This window comes from Nocardioides sp. Root1257 (assembly GCF_001425175.1).
Taxonomy (GTDB): domain Bacteria; phylum Actinomycetota; class Actinomycetes; order Propionibacteriales; family Nocardioidaceae; genus Nocardioides.
In genome coordinates, this window is the sequence record NZ_LMDV01000002.1 from 77419 (window position 1) to 94774 (window position 17356).

13 protein-coding genes are annotated in these 17356 nt (G+C 73.7%); 5 read left to right on the forward strand and 8 right to left on the reverse strand.

Going from position 1 to position 17356, the window contains the following annotated elements; genetic code table 11:
• Positions 1-139 precede the first annotated feature (139 nt).
• The 5 genes from ASC77_RS06370 (at position 140) to ASC77_RS06390 (ending at position 3566) form a co-directional block, all read left to right on the forward strand.
• Positions 140-856 carry a hypothetical protein gene (locus ASC77_RS06370; protein WP_056150209.1) on the forward strand — a complete coding sequence of 239 codons (717 nt, stop codon included), beginning with the start codon at positions 140-142 and terminating at the stop codon, positions 854-856.
• 18 nt (positions 857-874) lie between these two features.
• Positions 875-1735 carry an MBL fold metallo-hydrolase gene (locus ASC77_RS06375; RefSeq protein WP_056150211.1) on the forward strand — a complete coding sequence of 287 codons (861 nt, stop codon included), beginning with the start codon at positions 875-877 and terminating at the stop codon, positions 1733-1735.
• 17 nt (positions 1736-1752) lie between these two features.
• Positions 1753-1944 carry a hypothetical protein gene (locus ASC77_RS06380; RefSeq protein ID WP_156390956.1) on the forward strand — a complete coding sequence of 64 codons (192 nt, stop codon included), beginning with the start codon at positions 1753-1755 and terminating at the stop codon, positions 1942-1944.
• A 48-nt stretch (positions 1945-1992) separates the two neighbouring features.
• Positions 1993-2841 carry a DUF3097 domain-containing protein gene (locus tag ASC77_RS06385; RefSeq protein WP_056150216.1) on the forward strand — a complete coding sequence of 283 codons (849 nt, stop codon included), beginning with the start codon at positions 1993-1995 and terminating at the stop codon, positions 2839-2841.
• A gap of 68 nt (positions 2842-2909) precedes the next feature.
• On the forward strand, positions 2910-3566 hold the full coding sequence (locus ASC77_RS06390; RefSeq protein WP_056150217.1) for a Crp/Fnr family transcriptional regulator: 657 nt from the start codon (positions 2910-2912) through the stop codon (positions 3564-3566).
• A 9-nt stretch (positions 3567-3575) separates the two neighbouring features.
• On the opposite strand, the gene ASC77_RS06395 is transcribed toward ASC77_RS06390, so the two are convergent.
• The 8 genes from ASC77_RS06395 to ASC77_RS06430 all read right to left on the reverse strand — a co-directional run bounded on the left by ASC77_RS06395 (position 3576) and on the right by ASC77_RS06430 (position 17354).
• Positions 3576-7064: an adenylate/guanylate cyclase domain-containing protein gene (locus ASC77_RS06395; protein WP_162249800.1), complete on the reverse strand. Its 3489-nt coding sequence runs from the start codon at positions 7062-7064 to the stop codon at positions 3576-3578.
• Positions 7065-7125: 61 nt separating this feature from the next.
• A complete protein-coding gene (locus tag ASC77_RS06400) occupies positions 7126-8757 on the reverse strand; it encodes an MFS transporter (RefSeq protein ID WP_056793387.1) in 1632 nt (543 codons plus the stop codon).
• A 107-nt stretch (positions 8758-8864) separates the two neighbouring features.
• Positions 8865-9341 carry a TM2 domain-containing protein gene (locus ASC77_RS06405; RefSeq protein WP_082574525.1) on the reverse strand — a complete coding sequence of 159 codons (477 nt, stop codon included), beginning with the start codon at positions 9339-9341 and terminating at the stop codon, positions 8865-8867.
• A gap of 24 nt (positions 9342-9365) precedes the next feature.
• Entirely contained in the window at positions 9366-10607 is a 1242-nt protein-coding gene (gene hemW, locus ASC77_RS06410) for a radical SAM family heme chaperone HemW (protein ID WP_056150223.1), read from the reverse strand.
• Between the two features lie 155 nt (positions 10608-10762).
• Entirely contained in the window at positions 10763-11455 is a 693-nt protein-coding gene (locus ASC77_RS06415; RefSeq protein ID WP_082574526.1) for an intradiol ring-cleavage dioxygenase, read from the reverse strand.
• 257 nt (positions 11456-11712) lie between these two features.
• Positions 11713-15120, reverse strand: coding sequence for an error-prone DNA polymerase (locus tag ASC77_RS06420; protein ID WP_056150225.1), 3408 nt, complete (start codon positions 15118-15120; stop codon positions 11713-11715).
• A 12-nt stretch (positions 15121-15132) separates the two neighbouring features.
• Positions 15133-16686, reverse strand: coding sequence for a DNA polymerase Y family protein (locus tag ASC77_RS06425; protein ID WP_082574528.1), 1554 nt, complete (start codon positions 16684-16686; stop codon positions 15133-15135).
• Complete coding sequence (locus ASC77_RS06430; protein WP_235547518.1) at positions 16686-17354, reverse strand: hypothetical protein; 669 nt, start codon at positions 17352-17354, stop codon at positions 16686-16688. The genes ASC77_RS06425 and ASC77_RS06430 overlap by 1 nt, the downstream gene beginning before the upstream one ends.
• Positions 17355-17356: the final 2 nt, after the last annotated feature.

The following is a 17356-nucleotide window of genomic DNA, read 5'->3' on the forward strand; positions in this document are numbered from 1 at the left end:
TCCTGGCACTCGCTGGGTCGGAGTGCCAAGGGTACCCGCCGGGGTCACGGCCACATCGTGGAAGCCCCGGTGCGCCATCGCCGAGTTCGCAGTAGGTTAGGCTTACCTAAGTCTTCGAGCCGGAGCGGATGGAGTCAGCGTGACCACGACCGAGCACCACAGTCCCGAGGTCGACCCGCGCCTGGTCGCGGCGGACGCACGCAGCATCCTCGCCTGTCCGGCCAGCGTGAGCCTCGTCATCGAGGGCGAGGAGCACGCCGTCGGCGAGGACGAGCAGCTCGGCCTCACCGACCACCGGGGTACGCCGACCTTCCTGTGCCCGGCCGACTCCCCCGTCGCCCGCGCCGGCGCGCAGCACAGCAGCGCACTGCTCACCGTGACGAGCGGGCTCGGTCCCCGCGGTGGACCCGAGCGCGGCGACACACTGACCCTCGCCGGTCGCCTCGAGCGCACCGGCTACGAGCAGTGCGACTGCTGCAACGAGGTGCGCCACGTCGTGTCCCTGGACCTCAACTTCGTGCTCCTCGCCCGGGCCGAGCGCCAGCTGCGGGTGTCGCTGGACGAGTTCCGCAGCCGCGTCCACCACCTCAACCGCGGGCACCTGCAGCGCTCCGTCGAGCACGCCAACGAGTGCCACCAGGACGAGCTCCGGCAGGCGATCGGCCTCGGCACCGGCACCCGCCAGGCCGACGTCGTCGGCGTGCGCATCGCGCGCCTCTCCCCCGCCGACGTCAAGATCCAGTGGGTCGACGCCACCGGCGCCCACGAGCAGGTCATCGCGTTCGCGCGCACCGCCCGCGACCTCACCGAGCTCGGGGACATGCTGCGACGAGGGCTGCACGCCGGCCTGTGCTGAGGGCCCTACCCTGACCGGGTGACCTTCACCGAGATCGCCGACCGGGTCTGGGTCGCGCGCTACGAGTGGTTCGACGTCAACGTGACGCTCGTCGGTGGCGACCGGGGCCTGCTGGTCGTCGACACGCACGCGTCCGAGCTGGCCGCCCGCGCGGTCATCGACGACGTACGACGGCTCGGTGCCGGCAGCGTGGTCGGGGTGGTCAACACGCACGAGCACTTCGACCACACCTTCGGCAACGGCGCGTTCCGTGCGGCGTACGGCGACGTCCCGATCCACGCGCACGAGGTGGCCGTGGCGCGGACGGTGTCGGCGGGCGAGCGGATCAAGGGCCTGTACGACGAGGAGCCGGACGACCCGCACCGTGACGAGGTGCGGGCGACCGAGATCGTGCCCGCCGACCACCCCTTCTCGTCCGCGGTCGCGCTCGACCTCGGGGACCGGATGGTCGAGCTGGTGCACCCCGGCCGCGGCCACACCGGCGGCGACCTGGTGCTCCGCGTGCCCGACGCCGACGTGCTGCTGGCCGGCGACCTCATCGAGGAGTCGATGGCCCGCAACGGCGTGCCCGGGTTCGGCGAGGACTGCTACCCGATGGACTGGCCGCTCTCGCTCGACATCGTGCTCAGCCTGAGCACCTCGACGACCGTGGTCGTGCCCGGTCACGGCGCACCGGTCGACCGCGAGTTCGTCGAGGAGCAGCGCAACGCGATCGGCATCGTCGCGGAGACGATCCGCGACCTCGCCACCCGCGGCGTGCCGGTGGCCGAGGCGCTCGAGGCCGCCGAGTGGCCCTACCCCCGCGAGGAGCTGGCGGCCGCCGTACGTCGTGGCTACGACCAGCTCCCGCGCAGCCAGAAGCGGTTGCCGCTGGTGTGAGCGGGTACCTGGTGGTCATGAGCGACGACCAGCCCACCCACGCCATCGAGGACGAGGACCTCCCCGAGGACCTCCAGCCCACCGACGACAACCCGCTCGCCAAGCCGCTGACCGACGAGGACGACCCGAAGTCGCCCGAGGAGCTCGACGTGCTCGGCGGCAAGACCGCCGACGACTCGCAGGGTGACGAACCCGACTCCGACGACTGACGGCGCGCCCCCACGGCCTTGTCGGTGGCGCCGCCTAGCGTGACGCGGGTGAGCACCCACGACCGCTACGGCACCGACGTCCTGGCCACCGACTGGCGCGCGCCCAAGCGGGGCCGCGCCGTCGAGGCACCGGCCGAGATCGGGGCGGTCGTCGAGGAGGTCACCACCGACTGGGTCGGTGAGATCGTCGCCGTCGACCGCGACCTGCACACGCTCACCCTCGAGGACCGGCGCGGCAAGCGCCGCACCTTCCCGCTCGGGCCGGGCTTCCTGCTCGAGGGGCGCCCCGTGATCCTCACGGCGCCGGTGCGCGGCGCCGCGCCCGCCCGGCCGACGCGCACGGCGTCCGGCTCGGTCGCCGTCCACGACGCGAAGGCCCGGGTGGCACGCGCGAGCCGGATCTTCGTCGAGGGCCGGCACGACGCCGAGCTGGTCGAGAAGGTGTGGGGCGACGACCTGCGGGTCGAGGGCGTCGTGGTCGAGTTCCTCGGCGGCGTCGACGACCTGGCCGAGCACCTGCGCGACTTCCGTCCCGGCCCGGAGCGCAAGGTCGGCGTCCTGGTCGACCACCTGGTGCCCGGCTCCAAGGAGAGCCGGATCGCCCAGGGCATCGCGAAGTCCCCGGTCGGCAAGCACGTGCTGATCGTCGGCCACCCCTTCATCGACATCTGGGCCGCCGTGAAGCCGGAGCGGCTCGGGCTCCAGCGCTGGCCCGACGTACCGCGCACCATCGAGTGGAAGAAGGGTGTCTGCCAGCAGCTCGGCTGGCCGCACCGCGACCAGGCCGACACCGCCCGCGCCTGGCAGCACATCCTCAGCCGGGTCTCCTCGTACCAGGACCTCGACCCGGCCCTGCTGGGCAGGGTCGAGGAGCTCATCGACTTCGTGACGGAGTAGTCGCCTTCGAGGTCCACGTCGCCGCGCGTTCCGTCCGCTCGGCGACACGGGACTGGTTGACTTCCGCCATGGACTGGCCGCTGCTCGCCGCGCTCGACACCGAGGAGCGCGAGCGCGTGCTGCGGGCCGCCCGCCGACGCAGCTACGCCCGCGGCGACGTCCTGGTCCACGAGGGCGAGCCCTCCGACAGCCTGCACATGGTCGCGACCGGACGGCTCGCCGTCCGCGTCTCCACGCCCGACGGCGAGCACGCGACGATCAACCTGCTCGGCCCGGGCGACTACTTCGGTGAGCTGTCGCTGCTCGAGGGCCGGCCGTCGGTGCGCTCGGCGACGATCGTCGCGCTCGAGCCGGCGGAGACGCTCAGCCTGTCGGCGGGCGAGTTCCGCGACCTCCGGACCCGGCACCGGGCCGCCGACCAGCTGCTGCTCACGCTGATGGCCCGGCGGATCGACGAGCTGTCGGCGCGGTTGCTCGAGGCGACGTACGACGGCCTCGACAGACGGGTGGAGCGGCGGCTGCACGAGCTCGCCGACCTCTACGGCCCGGACGGCGGTCCGGCCACCGTGCCGCTCACCCAGGAGCACCTCGCCGAGCTCGTCGGCGGCACCCGACCCAGCGTCAACCAGGTGCTGCAGCGGCTGGTGGCCGAGGGCGTCGTCGAGCTCGGGCGGGGCCGGGTCGTCGTGGTCGACCGCGCCCGGCTCGTGGACCGTCTGGGGTGACAGCCCGGGTCAGGCGGGCAGGCCGGCCAGGGCGAGGTCGAGGGCCGCGGACCAGCTGACGGCGCCGAGGGCGTCGAACGTCGCCCGCGCCTCCTGCGCGAGGGCCGCCGCGTCGACGGTGCGGCCGACCCGCTGCAGCACCACGGCCAGGTCGGCGCGGCTCTGCGCGACCATCGGCGGCGAGCCCCACTGCGTCGCGACGTCGATCGCCTGCCGCAGGAGGGTCTCCGCACCGACGAGGTCACCGGCGTCGGCGGCCTGCAGGGCGCCGAGCCGGTCGCGCTGGGCGCGCACCCCGAGCGGGATCCCACTGCCGCGGTGGTCGTCGACGATCCCGAGGAGACCGGCGATCGCGTCCTGGTCGCCGTCGGCCCACGCGGTCTCGGTCGCGACCTGCCAGATGACCGTGAAGTCGTCGTACAGCGAGGCGGCGGCGTACGCCGTCTCGACGGCGCGCAGCGCGAGCGCACCGGCCGGGCGGCCGACGGCCAGGGCGTCGAGCGCGCGCAGCAGCTCGAGGAAGCAGCGCAGGGAGAGGTCGTCGCCGGCGTACTCGTCGTTGTCGAGGTCGTCGGCCAGCTGCCACTCCTGCCCACGCGCCAGCATGATCCGGGCCCGCGCCAGCTCCACCAGGAGCGGCTCGGAGGCGGGGTCGTCGACGATCGTCAGCGCGTCGTCCCAGTCCCCGGTGAGGGTCCAGGTGAGCGCCATGTTGGAGGCGGCGATGGCCAGCGCCAGGTGGGAGCCCGCCTGGCGGCCGACCGCGAGCGCCTCGGCGCCGAAGGCCGCGCCCCGGCCGAGGTCGTCGGGTGACCACGCGACGTTGAGGTTGATCAGGGAGCGGGTCAGCGTCGGCAGCAGGTGGCGACGGCGCGAGACCTCGGCGGCCGCCTCGAAGAGGACGCGACCCACCCCGCGGGAGCCGGTGACCATGTAGTGCAGCGCGAGGCCGACGTAGGCCTCCGCGATCCGGGACTCGTCGCCGATCAGCTCGGCCAGGCGCATCTGGTCGGCCACCTCGTCGCCGAACGCGTCGCTGGTGCGGAGCTTGATCTGGATCAGGGTCTGGGCGAGGTCGAGCAGCACCGGAGCGGCGTCGTCGCGGTCGCGCAGCGCGTCGTACCGCTCCCGCGCCATGACCAGGGAGGACTCGTAGTCGAGCCGGCCGACCGCCAGGGCGTGGGCCAGGACGCTGACGGCGGCGCCGGCGCGCAGGTCGTCGCCGAGCGCGTCGAAGGCGTCGCGCGCCGACGCGGCGGGGGCGATCGCGGCGGCCGCGTCGGACGTGTCGCGCAGCGCCCGCGCGAGCTCGAGCTCGAGGTCCGCGCGCGCCGCCGGCTCCGTCGTGCGGGCCAGCGCGACCCGCAGGTTGCCGGCCGCCTCGGCCGGGGCACCCAGGCCGCGGGCGCGGGCGGCGGCCCGGCGGAGCAGGTCCACGGCCCGCTCGGTGAGCAGGGCGACGTCGTCGTCCTCGGGGACGGCGTCGATGGCCTCGAGGTGGTGCTGCGCGGCGATGGCGGCGGTCTCGTCCGCGGCGTCCACGTCGTCCTCGAGCAGCGCCACGACGGCGAGGTGACCGGCCTTGCGGTCGCGACGCGACAGCGTGCCGTAGGCGACCTGCCGCACGACCACCTGGACGAACTGGTAGAGCCCGACCTCGGCGCTGAACCGGTTCGTCTCCTGGCGGAGCAGCTGGAGCCGCACCAGGGAGGCGAGCGCGGCGTCGACGTCCGGGACGTCGGGGCACAGGGCCGCGATCAGGTCGTGCGAGAACGAGCGACCGACGACGCTCGCGCGGTCCAGCACCCGGCGCTCGGCGGGCGAGAGCGTGTCGAGCCGGGCCGCGATCAGGGCCTGCAGCGAGGCGGGGGCGCCGATGTCGTCGAGGTCGAGGGTGCCCTCGCCGGTGAAGACGTACTGCCCGCCGCGGGGCACCACCAGGTCGCGGTCGATCAGCGAGCGCACCGTCTCGACGGCGAACAGCGGGATGCCCTCCGCACGCTGCACGAGCGAGTCGCGGGCGTCGTCGTCGAGACCGGCGACCAGTCCGTCGAGGAGCTGGCCCATCTCCCGCGGCGCGAGGGCGTCGAGGTGGACGACCGCCGTACGACGGTGGGTGGCGAGCCACGGGTTCGCCTCGATCAGGCCGGGGCGGGTGAGCAGCACGACGAAGCACGGGAAGTCGCCCGCGGACAGCAGGTGCTCGAGGAACAGCAGCAGCCCGTCGTCGGCGTGCTGGGCGTCGTCGATCAGCAGGCTGACGGGGATGCCGTCCTCGCTGACCCGCAGGAGGAACGCCGTCCACGCCGCGAAGAGGTCCTCACGCGGGAACGTGCCGGTGCCGGCGACCCCGAGCAGGGTCGCGAGCCGCGGCTCGAGCCAGGCTCGCTCGTCGGCGTCGTCGACGAGGTGGTCGAGCCCGGAGGAGAGCAGGCTCGCCTGGTCGTCGACGTCCGCGTCACCGACGACGATCTGCAGCCGCGCGCGGATCGCCTCGGCCAGGGCGGAGAACGCGACGCCCTCGCCGTACGAGAGGCACCGGGTGGAGTGCCAGCGGACGTCGGCGCTCAGGCCGTCGACGTACTTCTCGAACTCCCAAGCCATCCGGGACTTGCCGACGCCGGCCTCGCCGTCGAGCACGAGCAGCGCGGGCAGGCCGGACTCCTCGACCCGGTGGAAGTGCTCCTTGAGCAGCCGCAGCTCGCGGTCGCGCGCCACCAGCGGCGCCTCGAGGCCGTCGGCGCGCTGGGCACCGCCGACCGCGGCGACGACCGCGCGCACGGACCAGAGCGGCACCGGCTCGGCCTTGCCCTTCATCGGGTGGCTGCCGACGTCGAGGTAGGTGATGGCCGACGACGTGAGCAGCCGCGTCGTCTCGTCGACCCAGACCTGGCCGGGCGTCGCGGCGGACTGGACCCGGGCCGCCGTGTTGACCGCGTCGCCGGCGACCATGCCCTGCTGCTGGGCGCCGACGGTGACGGCGACCTCGCCGGTCACGATGCCGACCCGCATCGCGAGCTCGGGCACACCGATCTCGGCGCCGAGGACGGGGACGACGTTGGCGAGCTCGAGGCCGGCGCGCACGGCGCGCTCGGCGTCGTCCTCGTGGGCCGTCGGGACTCCCCACACCGCCATCACGGCATCGCCGATGAACTTCTCGACGGTGCCGCCGTAGCGGGCGATGATCGCGCGGCACTCCTCGAAGTAGCGCGAGAGCAGCTCGCGCACCTCCTCGTGGTCGCGGGTCTCCGAGAGCGACGTGAAGCCGACGAGGTCCCCGAAGAGGACGCTGGTGATCCGGCGGGACGCGACCGGCTGTGCGACGGACGCGGCGTCGGCGCCCAGGTCGTGGCCGCAGCCGCTGCAGAACCTCGCCCCCGTGACGACGGCGGTGCCGCAGGTCGGGCACGAGGCGGGGAGCAGCGGCGTACCGCACGAGAAGCAGAAGCGCGCCCCGACCGGCTGTCCCGGCACCCCGCAGCTGCCACAGCTCGTCACCCGGACAGGATCGCGCATCGCCGCGGTCCGCGCCTCCGAATCACGCATCGCGGACAGCCCGTCAGACGCCGAGCCGGCGCGCGACGACGTCCTCGGCGGCCCGCGCGGACTCGCGCACCCCCGCCACCGCCTGCAGGAAGTCGGCGCGCGCGAGCCCCAGGAGGAGGACGTCGGTGGCGGCGGTCACCGACGCCGTGCGCGGGACGTCGCGCAGCAGCGCGATCTCGCCGAAGTAGTCGCCGGTCCGCTCGGTGCGCAGCCGCTCCCCCTCCCGGGTGACGTCGACGGCGCCCGAGGCGATCACGTAGAACCGGTCCGCGCTCTCGCCCTCGGTCAGGATCCGATCGCCGGCGGCGAACCGCGTGGGCTCCAGGCTGCGGGCGAGCGACTCCACGGTCGGGGCGGGCAGCGGGGCGAACAGGTCCAGCGAGCGCAGCAGCTCCACGTGCTCGGGCTCGCTCAGGCGGTCGTCGAGCCGGCGGAGCCGGGGCAGCAGGACCACGACCAGCGCGGTCACCAGGCCGCCGAGCAGCCCCATCGCCGGCCGCACCCCGACGAGGTGCACGAGCACGGGCGCGACGACCGAGCCGAGCGCCATCGAGGCGATCAGCGCGCTCTCCACGGCCGAGAAGACCCGCGAGAGGACCTGCTCCGGCGCCAGCCGCTGCGGGATGGTGTCGAGTCCGAGGTTGACCCACGGGTCCGAGAGGCCGATGGACGCGAGCGCCGCCACGGCGGTCACCGGCGAGGGGAAGAGCGCCATCGCGATGATCGGGAGCGCCCACCCGAGCACGCCGTACGCCATGTCGCGGGCGAGCCGGCCGCGGCCGACGCGGGTGAGGAGCAGGAGTCCGCCTACGACGGTGCCGACGCCCATCACGGAGTTGAGGTACCCGACGCCGGAGGGACCGGTGCCGAGCTCGTCCACCGCGACGATCACGAGGAAGACGGTGAGCGCGCCCCAGAGCATGCCCTGGGCGGCGGCCAGGGTGGCGACCGCACCGAGGTCCCGGTTGCGACCGAGCTCGACGAAGCCGACGGTCACCTCGCGCACGAAGCCGTCGCCCTCCTCGGGCTCGTCCTCGTCCGCGTCGGTGTCCGCATCGGCAGCCGGCGGCACGCGTACGGCGGCGACCAGGGCCAGCGACCAGACGAACGTGGCGGCGTTGAGCCAGAGCACGAGCTGGACGTCGAAGGTGGCGACCAGCAGCGCACCGAGCGCCGGTCCCGCGAACATGGAGACGGTCTCGAGGTTGGAGGAGACGGCGTTGGCCGCGGTCAGCTCGGCGGGGCCGTCGACCAGCCGCGGCACCAGGCCCGCCTGGGCCGAGCGGAACGACGCACCGACGCCGACGGCGGCCAGCGTCGCGACGTACACCGCGAGGTCGGGCCCGCCGACCCCGATCGTCACCGCGGCGGCACCGACGAGCGCCGCGCGGATCGCGTCCACGCTCATCATGTAGTGCTTGCGCGAGACCCGGTCGGCGACGGTCGCTCCGATCGGCCCGGCGACCGCTCCGACGAGGAACCGGAGCGCGAGGTAGACGCCGACCGCGGTGGCGCCGCCGGCCGTGTAGGCCCAGACGACGATCGCGGTCGAGTAGGCCCAGTCCCCCAGCGTCGAGCCGAAGAACGCGAGCTGGACGCGGCGCAGGGCGGGGTTGGCGAGGACCTGGACGATGGGCTTCGACATGACGAACCTCCGTGGCTCCGAGCGCGCCCGGTGCGGGCGCACGCCGATCATGGAGCCGACGGAGGTCGTCGTTCTGTCTGCGTGCTGACAGAAGGGTCAGGCAGGTCTCAGCTGGTGCGCAGCGGTAGTCCGTTGCCGTCCTTGCTGTCGGTCGCGAGGATGATGATGCCGTCGATGAAGGGCCAGAGGCCGCCGATGCCGCAGGTCAGGATCGTGACGACGAGCTGCCAGACACCGGTCTTGGTGTCGCCGATGTAGAAGCGCCCGATGCCCAGCGGGATCAGGATCTGCAGCAGGCCGGCGACCAGCTTGGACTTGTCCGAGTAGGGCAGCCCGGTGGCCGGGTGGATGCCGTACGGCGCCTGCGGGCTCGCGCCGTACGGACCGGGGTAGGCCTGCTGCGGGTAGCCCTGCTGCGGGTAGCCCTGCTGGCCGGGCTGCTGGTAGCCCGGCTGCGGCGGCGGTGCCTGCCCGTACGGCGGCGGGGCCGGGTCACCGGCCGGGGGTGGGGTCTCCCCCGCGGGCGGCGGGGTGGGCGCGCCGTACGGCGGCGGGACGTCCGGTTCCTCAGGGCCTTGGCTCATGGCGACACCCTAGGGTGCAGCGGCCTACGGGAGTAGGTCCCTCACCAGACCGTCGGCGAGCAGTCGACCGCGCTGCGTGGGGACCAGTCGCTCGGCGTGCCGGGTCAGCAGACCCTCGTCGACCAGGCGGGCGACCTGCGCGCGCCCGGACGCGTCGAGCACGCTCACCGGCAGCCCGTCACTGAGGCGGAGCTCGAGGAGCACCCGCTCGACCCGGCGGCTCTCGTCGTCGAGCACCTCGCGCGCGTGCGCCGGCGTGACGTCGCGGGCGATGCGGTCGGCGTACGCCGCCGGGTGCTTGACGTTCCACCACCGCACGCCGCCGACGTGGGAGTGCGCGCCCGGCCCGACGCCCCACCAGTCGCCGCCGGTCCAGTAGAGGAGGTTGTGGCGGCACCGGCTCGCCTCGTCCCGCGCCCAGTTGGAGACCTCGTACCACTCCAGGCCGGCGCCGCCGAGACGCTCGTCCACGAGCAGGTACTTGTCCGCCAGGTCGTCGTCGTCCGGTATCGCCACCTCGCCGCGGCGGATCTGGCGGGCCAGTGCGGTGCCGTCCTCGACGATGAGGGAGTACGCCGACACGTGGTCCGGGCGACAGGCGAGCGCGGCCTCGACGCTGGTCTCCCAGTCGGCGAGTGACTCCCCCGGCGTGCCGTAGATGAGGTCCAGGCTGACGCTTCCGCCCCGGGCCTGGTCGAAGCCCGCCTGGCGCGCCCAGTCGACGACGGCCGGGACCCGGAGCGGGTCGTGGGTGCGGTCGAGGACCTTGAGCACGTGGTCGACGGCGGACTGCATGCCGAACGAGATCCGGTTGAAGCCCGCCCCGCGCAGCTCCTCCAGGTCCCACAGCGCGACGCTGTCGGGGTTGGACTCGGTCGTCACCTCGGCGCCCTCGGCCAGCCCGAACTCCGCCGCGATCGCCGCGACGATGCTGCCCAGGTCGGCCGGGCTCAGCAGCGTCGGCGTACCCCCGCCGAAGAAGACGGTGCTCACCGGCAGGTCGACGTCGCCGAGCGCGACCCGGGCCCGGCGTACCTCGGCGATCGCGGCCTCGGCGTACGTCGCCCGGCTGGCGCCGGGAGCGCCGCCGGCCGGGCCGAGCTCGTCGGCGGTGTAGGTGTTGAAGTCGCAGTAGCCGCAGCGCACCGTGCAGAAGGGCACGTGCACGTAGAACCCGAACGGCCGTCGGCCGAGCTCCTCGAGCGCCGTCTCCGGCAGCGCCCCGTCCTCGGGCACAGGATCACCCACGGGCAGCACGGACGGCATGCGCCCATCCTCCCACCCCGTTGAATCGAGACTTCTGACGGTCGAGTCGTGACTTATGACGATCGAGTCGGGAGTTCCGATCTGGGACCCGCCCAGAACTCCCGACTCAACGGGCAGAACTCTCGATTCAACCGTCAGAACTCTCGACTCAACCCTCAGACGGGGATGTTGAGGGAGACCGTGTAGCCGTCGTCGACCGAGCCGGTGACGGTGGCCATCTGGAGGGAGTAGCCGTCGGAGAAGATGCCGTCGCTGTCGAGGCTGATCTGGGCCAGGTTGGTGACGGACTGCTCGTAGCCGTCGGTGGCGAAGACGTCGTTGCAGACGTCCTCGGGAAGGGCGAGCTGGGAGGTGCGCAGCTTGTTGGTGTACGACGTGGCGTCGTCGACCGACTGGTAGACCTCGAAGTGCATGTGCGGCCAGCGCCCCGAGTAGCAGGCCGGGAAGATCGTCGTGAACTCCACGCGGCCATGGGCGTCGGTCTCCTGGACGCCGCGCAGGTAGTTCTCGTCGGCGACGGCCTCGGAGTACATCGAGTAGTTGCCGTCGCGGTCGCAGTGCCACAGGTAGATCGCGGCACCGGACAGGGCGGCGACGTCCTCGCCGTCGAGGTCGTAGACCTTCAGCCTCACCGTCACCGGCACACCCTCGGCGACCCCGGAGGCGTCGCCGAACGACGACGTCAGGTCGCTGCGGACGATGCCGGACTCGGTGAGCACGTTGACCCCGTTGGAGCCGTCGCCGGGGTAGGGGCCGGCGGTCTCCTCGGGGATCTCCCCGTCGGCGACCTCGACCGAGGAGTCACCCCCGATCGCTCCAGACCCGGCACCTCCCCCCCGGCGGTCCACCGGCGGGCGGGGTCCCGCCGGTGGTCGAGCTGCTGGACGTCGTCGAGGGGGTGTCCGTCCCGCAGCTCACGGCTACCGCGGCCACACCGGCCGCACCGAAGACCGCGAGCATGCCGCGCCGTCCCATCCGCTTGTTGCGCTCCAGGATCTGAGGCAGGTCGTGGGAGAGGCCGAGGTCGTGGTCTTCGAGTTCTTCGTGCATGCGCCCATCACAGCGACCGAACCTGTGCGGTCCCTGTGCTCCGCCGGTGAGTGGCTCATTGGAAGTCACGTGACCGGTGCCGGGACCGGAGCGCCCGGCCGGCGGACGGGTGCACCTCCTCGAGCGGCGCGAGCCGGTCGGCGACCAGGTTGGTGACGCCGTCCTGGCGCTCGAGGATCCCGCGGATCACCATGCCGGCCGAGCTCGTCGCCACCGACCGGTAGCGCCGCCACACGCCGACCGTGCAGATCACGTTGAGCATCCCGGTCTCGTCCTCGAGGTTGAGGAAGGTGACGCCCCCCGCCGTACCCGGCCGCTGGCGGTGGGTCACCAGCCCGGCGACGTGCACGCGGCGCCCGGGCTCGGCGGTCGCGGTGTCGGCGACCGACCTGATCCCGGCCACGCGCAGGGCCTCGCGCAGCAGCGCCACCGGGTGCACGTCGGGGGTGATCCCGGTCGCCCACAGGTCGGCCATCGTGGTCTCCACGACGTCCATGTCGGGCAGCATCGGCGCGGTCGCGGTGACCCGGATCCCCTCGAGGTGCTCCTCCCCCTCGGTCCAGCCGGCGTTCCACAGCGCCTGCCGCCGCGACACCGGACCCGACGCGAACGCGTCGTCGAAGACCCCCGCCGTGGCCAGCGCCTCCAGCTGCCGCGCGTCGAGGCCGGCCCGCCGCGAGAGGTCCACCTGGTCGGTGAACGGCCGCTCCGCGCGCGCCGCGACGATGCGCTGGGCCACCGTCGCCCCGATCCCGCGCACCGAGTCGAGGCCGAGGCGTACGGCGTACGCCGTGTCACGGCGGTGCGCGGGCGTCGGGTCGGGCGTGCCGGGCACCCAGTCGGTGCGCGCACCGTCGTGGCGGCAGGAGTCGAGCCCGGTGGGTCGGCCCCCATGGTCGGACAGAGCCTCCAGGTCGGCCAGCGCCCCGGAGCGGACCAGGTCGGGACGGCGTACCTCGACGCCGTGGCGACGGGCGTCGTGGACCAGCGACTGCGGCGAGTAGAAGCCCATCGGCTGGTTGCGCAGCAGCGCCGCGAGGAACGCGCCCGGGTAGTGCAGCTTGCACCACGAGCTGGCGTAGACGAGCTTGGCGAAGGAGAGGGCGTGGCTCTCGGCGAAGCCGAAGTTCGCGAAGGAGAGGATCTTCAGGTAGATCGCGTCGGCCTCGGCGCCGACCAGGCCCTTGTCGGCCATGCCTGTGTAGAGCTTCTCCTTGATCGACTCGATCCGCTCGACCCCGCGCTTGGAGCCCATCGCCCGGCGCAGCAGGTCGGCCTCGTCGCGGGTGCAGTCGCCGAGCGTGCGCGCCATGTCCATCAGCTGCTCCTGGAAGAGGGGTACGCCGAGGGTGCGCTCGAGCACCGGGACCAGCGACGGGTGGGCGTAGTCGACCGGCTCGCGACCGGTCGCCCGGCGTACGTAGGGGTGCACCGCGCCGCCCTGGATCGGGCCGGGCCGGATCAGCGCGATCTCGATCGCCAGGTCGTAGAAGGTGCGCGGCTGGAGCCGCGGCAGGGTGCCGATCTGGGCCCGGCTCTCCACCTGGAAGACGCCGATCGAGTCGGCCCGGCAGAGCATGTCGTAGACGGCCGGCTCCTCCTTGGGGATCGTCTCGAGCTCCCAGCGCTCCCCCAGGTGCTCCTCGACGATCCGCATCATGTGGTCGAGCGCGCCGAGCATGCCGAGGCCGAGCAGGTCGAACTTCACCAGCCCCATGAACTCGCAGGCGTCCTTGTCCCACTGGAGCACGGTGCGCTTCTCCATCCGCGCGCGCTCGATCGGCACCACCTCGCCGATCGGCCGCTCGGTGAGCACCATCCCGCCGGAGTGGATGCCGAGGTGCCGTGGCGCCCCGAGGAACTGGTTGGCGAGCTCCACCACCGGCGCGGGTACGCCGTGCTCGCCGTCCGCGGCGACCGCCGTCCAGCTGGTGATCTGCTTGGACCAGGCGTCCTGCTGGCCCGGCGAGTGACCGAGCGCCTTGGCCGCGTCGCGGACCGCCATCTTGGGCCGGTAGCCGACGACGTTGGCGACCTGGGCGGCGTTGTGGCGGCCGTACTTGTCGTAGACCCACTGGATCACCTCCTCGCGCCGGTCGGAGTCGAAGTCGACGTCGATGTCGGGCTCCTCGTCGCGGTGCTCGGAGATGAAGCGCTCGAAGGGCAGCCGGTAGAAGACCGGGTCGATGGCGGTGATGCCGAGGGCGTAGCAGACCGCCGAGCTGGCCGCGGATCCCCTGCCCTGGCAGAGGATCCGCTCCCCGCGCGCGAACGCGACGATGTCGTGGACGATCACGAAGTAGCCGGCGAAGTCCTTCTGGTCGATGACCGTCAGCTCGTGCTCGACCTTCTCCCGCGCCTCCGCCTCGAGATCGGTCCCGGCGTACCGCTGGGCGAAGCCGCGCTCGGTCAGCTCGCGCAGCCAGGTCATCGGCGTGTGCCCGTCGGGGATGCCGTCCTTGGGCAGCCGCGGGGTCGCCTTCTGCAGGTCGAAGGCGAGCTCGTCGGCGATCGTCACCGTGCGCGCCACGGCACCCGGGTAGCGGGCGAACCGGCGCGCCATCTCCGCCCCCGAGCGCAGGCTCGCTGCACCCGCGGCGGGCAGCCAGCCGTCCATCTCGGCCAGGCTGCGCCGGGCCCGGACCGCCGCCATCGCCCCGGCCAGCCGGTGCCCGTCGGGCCGGGCGTGGTGGACGTTGTTGGTGGCGACCGTGGGCAGCCCGCGCTCGGCGGCGATCGCGGCGAGCAGGTCGTTGTCGTGGCTGTCGGTGGGGTGCCCGCGGTCGATCAGCTCGACCACGACGTGCTCGCGGCCGAAGAGCCCGACGAGCCGGTCCAGCTCGGCGACGGCGTACGACGGACCGCGCGCCAGGCCCTGCCGGACCGCGCCCTTGCGGCAGCCGGTGAGCACCAGCCAGTGCCCCTCCGACCGCTCGGCCAGCTCGCGCTCGTCGTACAGCGGCCGGCCCTTCTCGTCGCCGCGCAGCTGGGCGTCGGTGATCGCACCGGCCAGCCGGTGGTAGCCCTCGACGCCGCGCGCCAGCACGAGCAGGTGGCTGCCCTCGGGGTCGGCGACGCCGTTCTGCGGGCCGCCCAGCCCCAACGAGAGCTCGGAGCCGTAGATCGTCCGGAGGTCGTTGCCGTGCAGTTGCGCCGTCTCGGCGAAGAGCGGCGCACCGTAGAACCCGTCGTGGTCGGTGATCGCCAGCGCGTCCAGGCCCAGCCGGATCGCCTCCAGCACCAGCGTGTCGGGGCCGCTGGCGCCGTCGAGGAAGCTGAAGCTGGAGTGGCAGTGCAGCTCGGCGTACGGCGTGACCGGTCCGGCCGGTCGCTCCACCTCGACCTTCTCGCGCTTGCGCTTGCGCTGGGAGATCGGCGCCTCGGGGTCCTGGGGCGTGACGACGCGGCCGGAGAGCCGCTTCTCCAGCTCCCCCCAGGAGATGCTCGGGTTGCTCCACCCCATGTCAGTCGCCCATCAGTCGTACGCGGCTTCGGTCCACCAGGACCCCGGAGCCTCCCAGGTCAGCAACCAGGCGCGGCCGTCGACGCCGACCACCTGGAAGCGTGCGACCCGCCTGCCCCCGGACTCCCACCAGAGCTCCTCGACCGGCCACGGACCCGCCCAGGCGGCGACGGGCAGCCAGTCCCCGCGCGGCTCGGGCCGGAACCGGGTCGGCTCCCCGAGCACCGCACCGCGCGCGTCGACGGCGACCGGGCGGCCGCCGGCGCCGGCGACCTCGGCCGGCCAGGGGCTGGCGAAGACCCGTGCGGGAGCCGGCGGCGGGATGCTGCCGGGCCACGGGTGGCTGGCGGGTCGCAGCCCGGTCGGCCGCTCGCCCCACGGCACCAGGGCCTGTCGGTCTGCGGGTGCGCGACCGCCCTGGAGCACCGGCACCACCACCGCCTCGTGGCCGAGCATGCCCTGCACCCGGGCGATGCCGCGCTGCACGCGCTCGTCGGTGCCGCCCCAGAGGCCGTCGGCGTGCACGGCGTCGGGCACCACGGTCACCGGCGTGAAGAGGATCCGGCTGATCGGCGACCGGATGTCCCCGCCCCTGCCCTTCACGTTCCTCATGGCACCTTGGAGCTGCCAGTGCAGCCGGTCGACCAGGTCGGCCGCGGTGAACCACCGCGGGTGCAGCCAGTCACGCGCGGAGGAGGGGTCGTCGTACGACGAGCCCTCGCAGAACGCCTCGATCCGCACCTCGGTGCAGACCAGCTGCTGGGCGGCCAGGCCGGCGACCACCGCGTCGGCGGTCTGGCGGACGCTGAAGCTGATCGTCTCCGCGTTGTCGAGCGGCGGCTCGAAGTCGACGTGGCGGGCCAGCTCGGGCGGCGGGGTCCGGGTGGTGAGGGGTACGGCGCCCGCGCCGCCCACGACCCGGTGCACCCAGGAGATCTTCGGCCCGAACCGGTCGCGCACGGCGGCGGCCGGCAGGTCGGCGAGCTCCCCGAGGGTGCGCAGCCCCAGCCGCTTGAGCAGGCTGATCGCGTCGGCGTCGTCGATCGCCTCCACCGGCAGCTCGCGCAGGAACGGCACCGACTCCCCGGGCGCGACGATGTGGCAGTCCTGCTCGTGGGCGAGCCGCGCGGCCTGCTCGGCGGTGAACAGCTCGTCGGCCACGCCGACCCGGCTGTCCCAGACGCCGAGCTCGACCAGGCGCTCGGCGAGCAGCGCCGCGGCGGCCGGCTCACCACCGCGCGCCCGCCTCGGCGCCCGCAGCGCGGCGAGGCCGGGCCGCAGCGGCGCGACTCCCGGGTGCTGCTCCTCCACCGCGGTCAGCACCGTCTCGAAGGTCCGGGCATCGCGCTCCGGCGTCGCCGGGTAGACCTTCAGCTCGGGACAGCGCGACTGGGCGTCGCGGCGCCGCATCCCCCGTCGTACGCCGAGGGTGCGTGCGGCGGCGTTGCCGGCCTGGACGATGTTGGCGTGGAAGACCGCCGCCGGTAGGTGGGTCGGCAGCCCCTCGTCGGCCAGCGCGGCGATCACCGGCCAGTCCGGGCACCAGACGACCATCACGCGGGCCACTACGCGACCCCCTCCACCGGGGCGACGACGGAGGCCGGCTCGACGGGCCGGTGCTCACTGACCCAGGACTGGTCCTCGGCCGGGAACCACAGCGCTCCGCGCCGCGGCGGCGCCGTACCTCTGCGGGCCTCGACGAGCAGCCGCCGGGACCGGAGGTGACCGTGGCCCTGGCCGACACCGGCCCAGGCGGGCTCGCTCGCGGTCAGCCGCACCTCGCAGCGCGGCCACTCACCCCAGCAGACGAGCGCCGCTCCGCGCTTGCGGAGCCTCGCCGCGAGCTTCTCCGCCGCCTGCGGCGTGACCCGGCCCGCCGGTCTCACCAGGACGACGGTCGCGACGTCGACCAGGGCGGCGGTGACCTCGAGCCACTGCTCCCCCGGGTCGGGCACCAGCACGACCCGGTCGAGGTCGACGCCCAGCGCGACGGCCGCCTCCGCCCCGAAGTCGGAGACGCCCACGGCCGCGCACCAGCTGCCCGCCCGCGACGGACCGGCCAGCAGCGCCAGCGCCAGCGTCGCGCTGTCGACGGAGTAGCTGGCCCCCGCCCGGAGCTGCACCAGCCCGGCCAGCGCCGGGTGGGTCGCCAACGGCATCGAGGACGGCGTGCTGTCCTCCAGCCGCGCCATCCGGGTGCGGAGGTCGGCGATCAGATCAGGGGTGCTGGCCACAC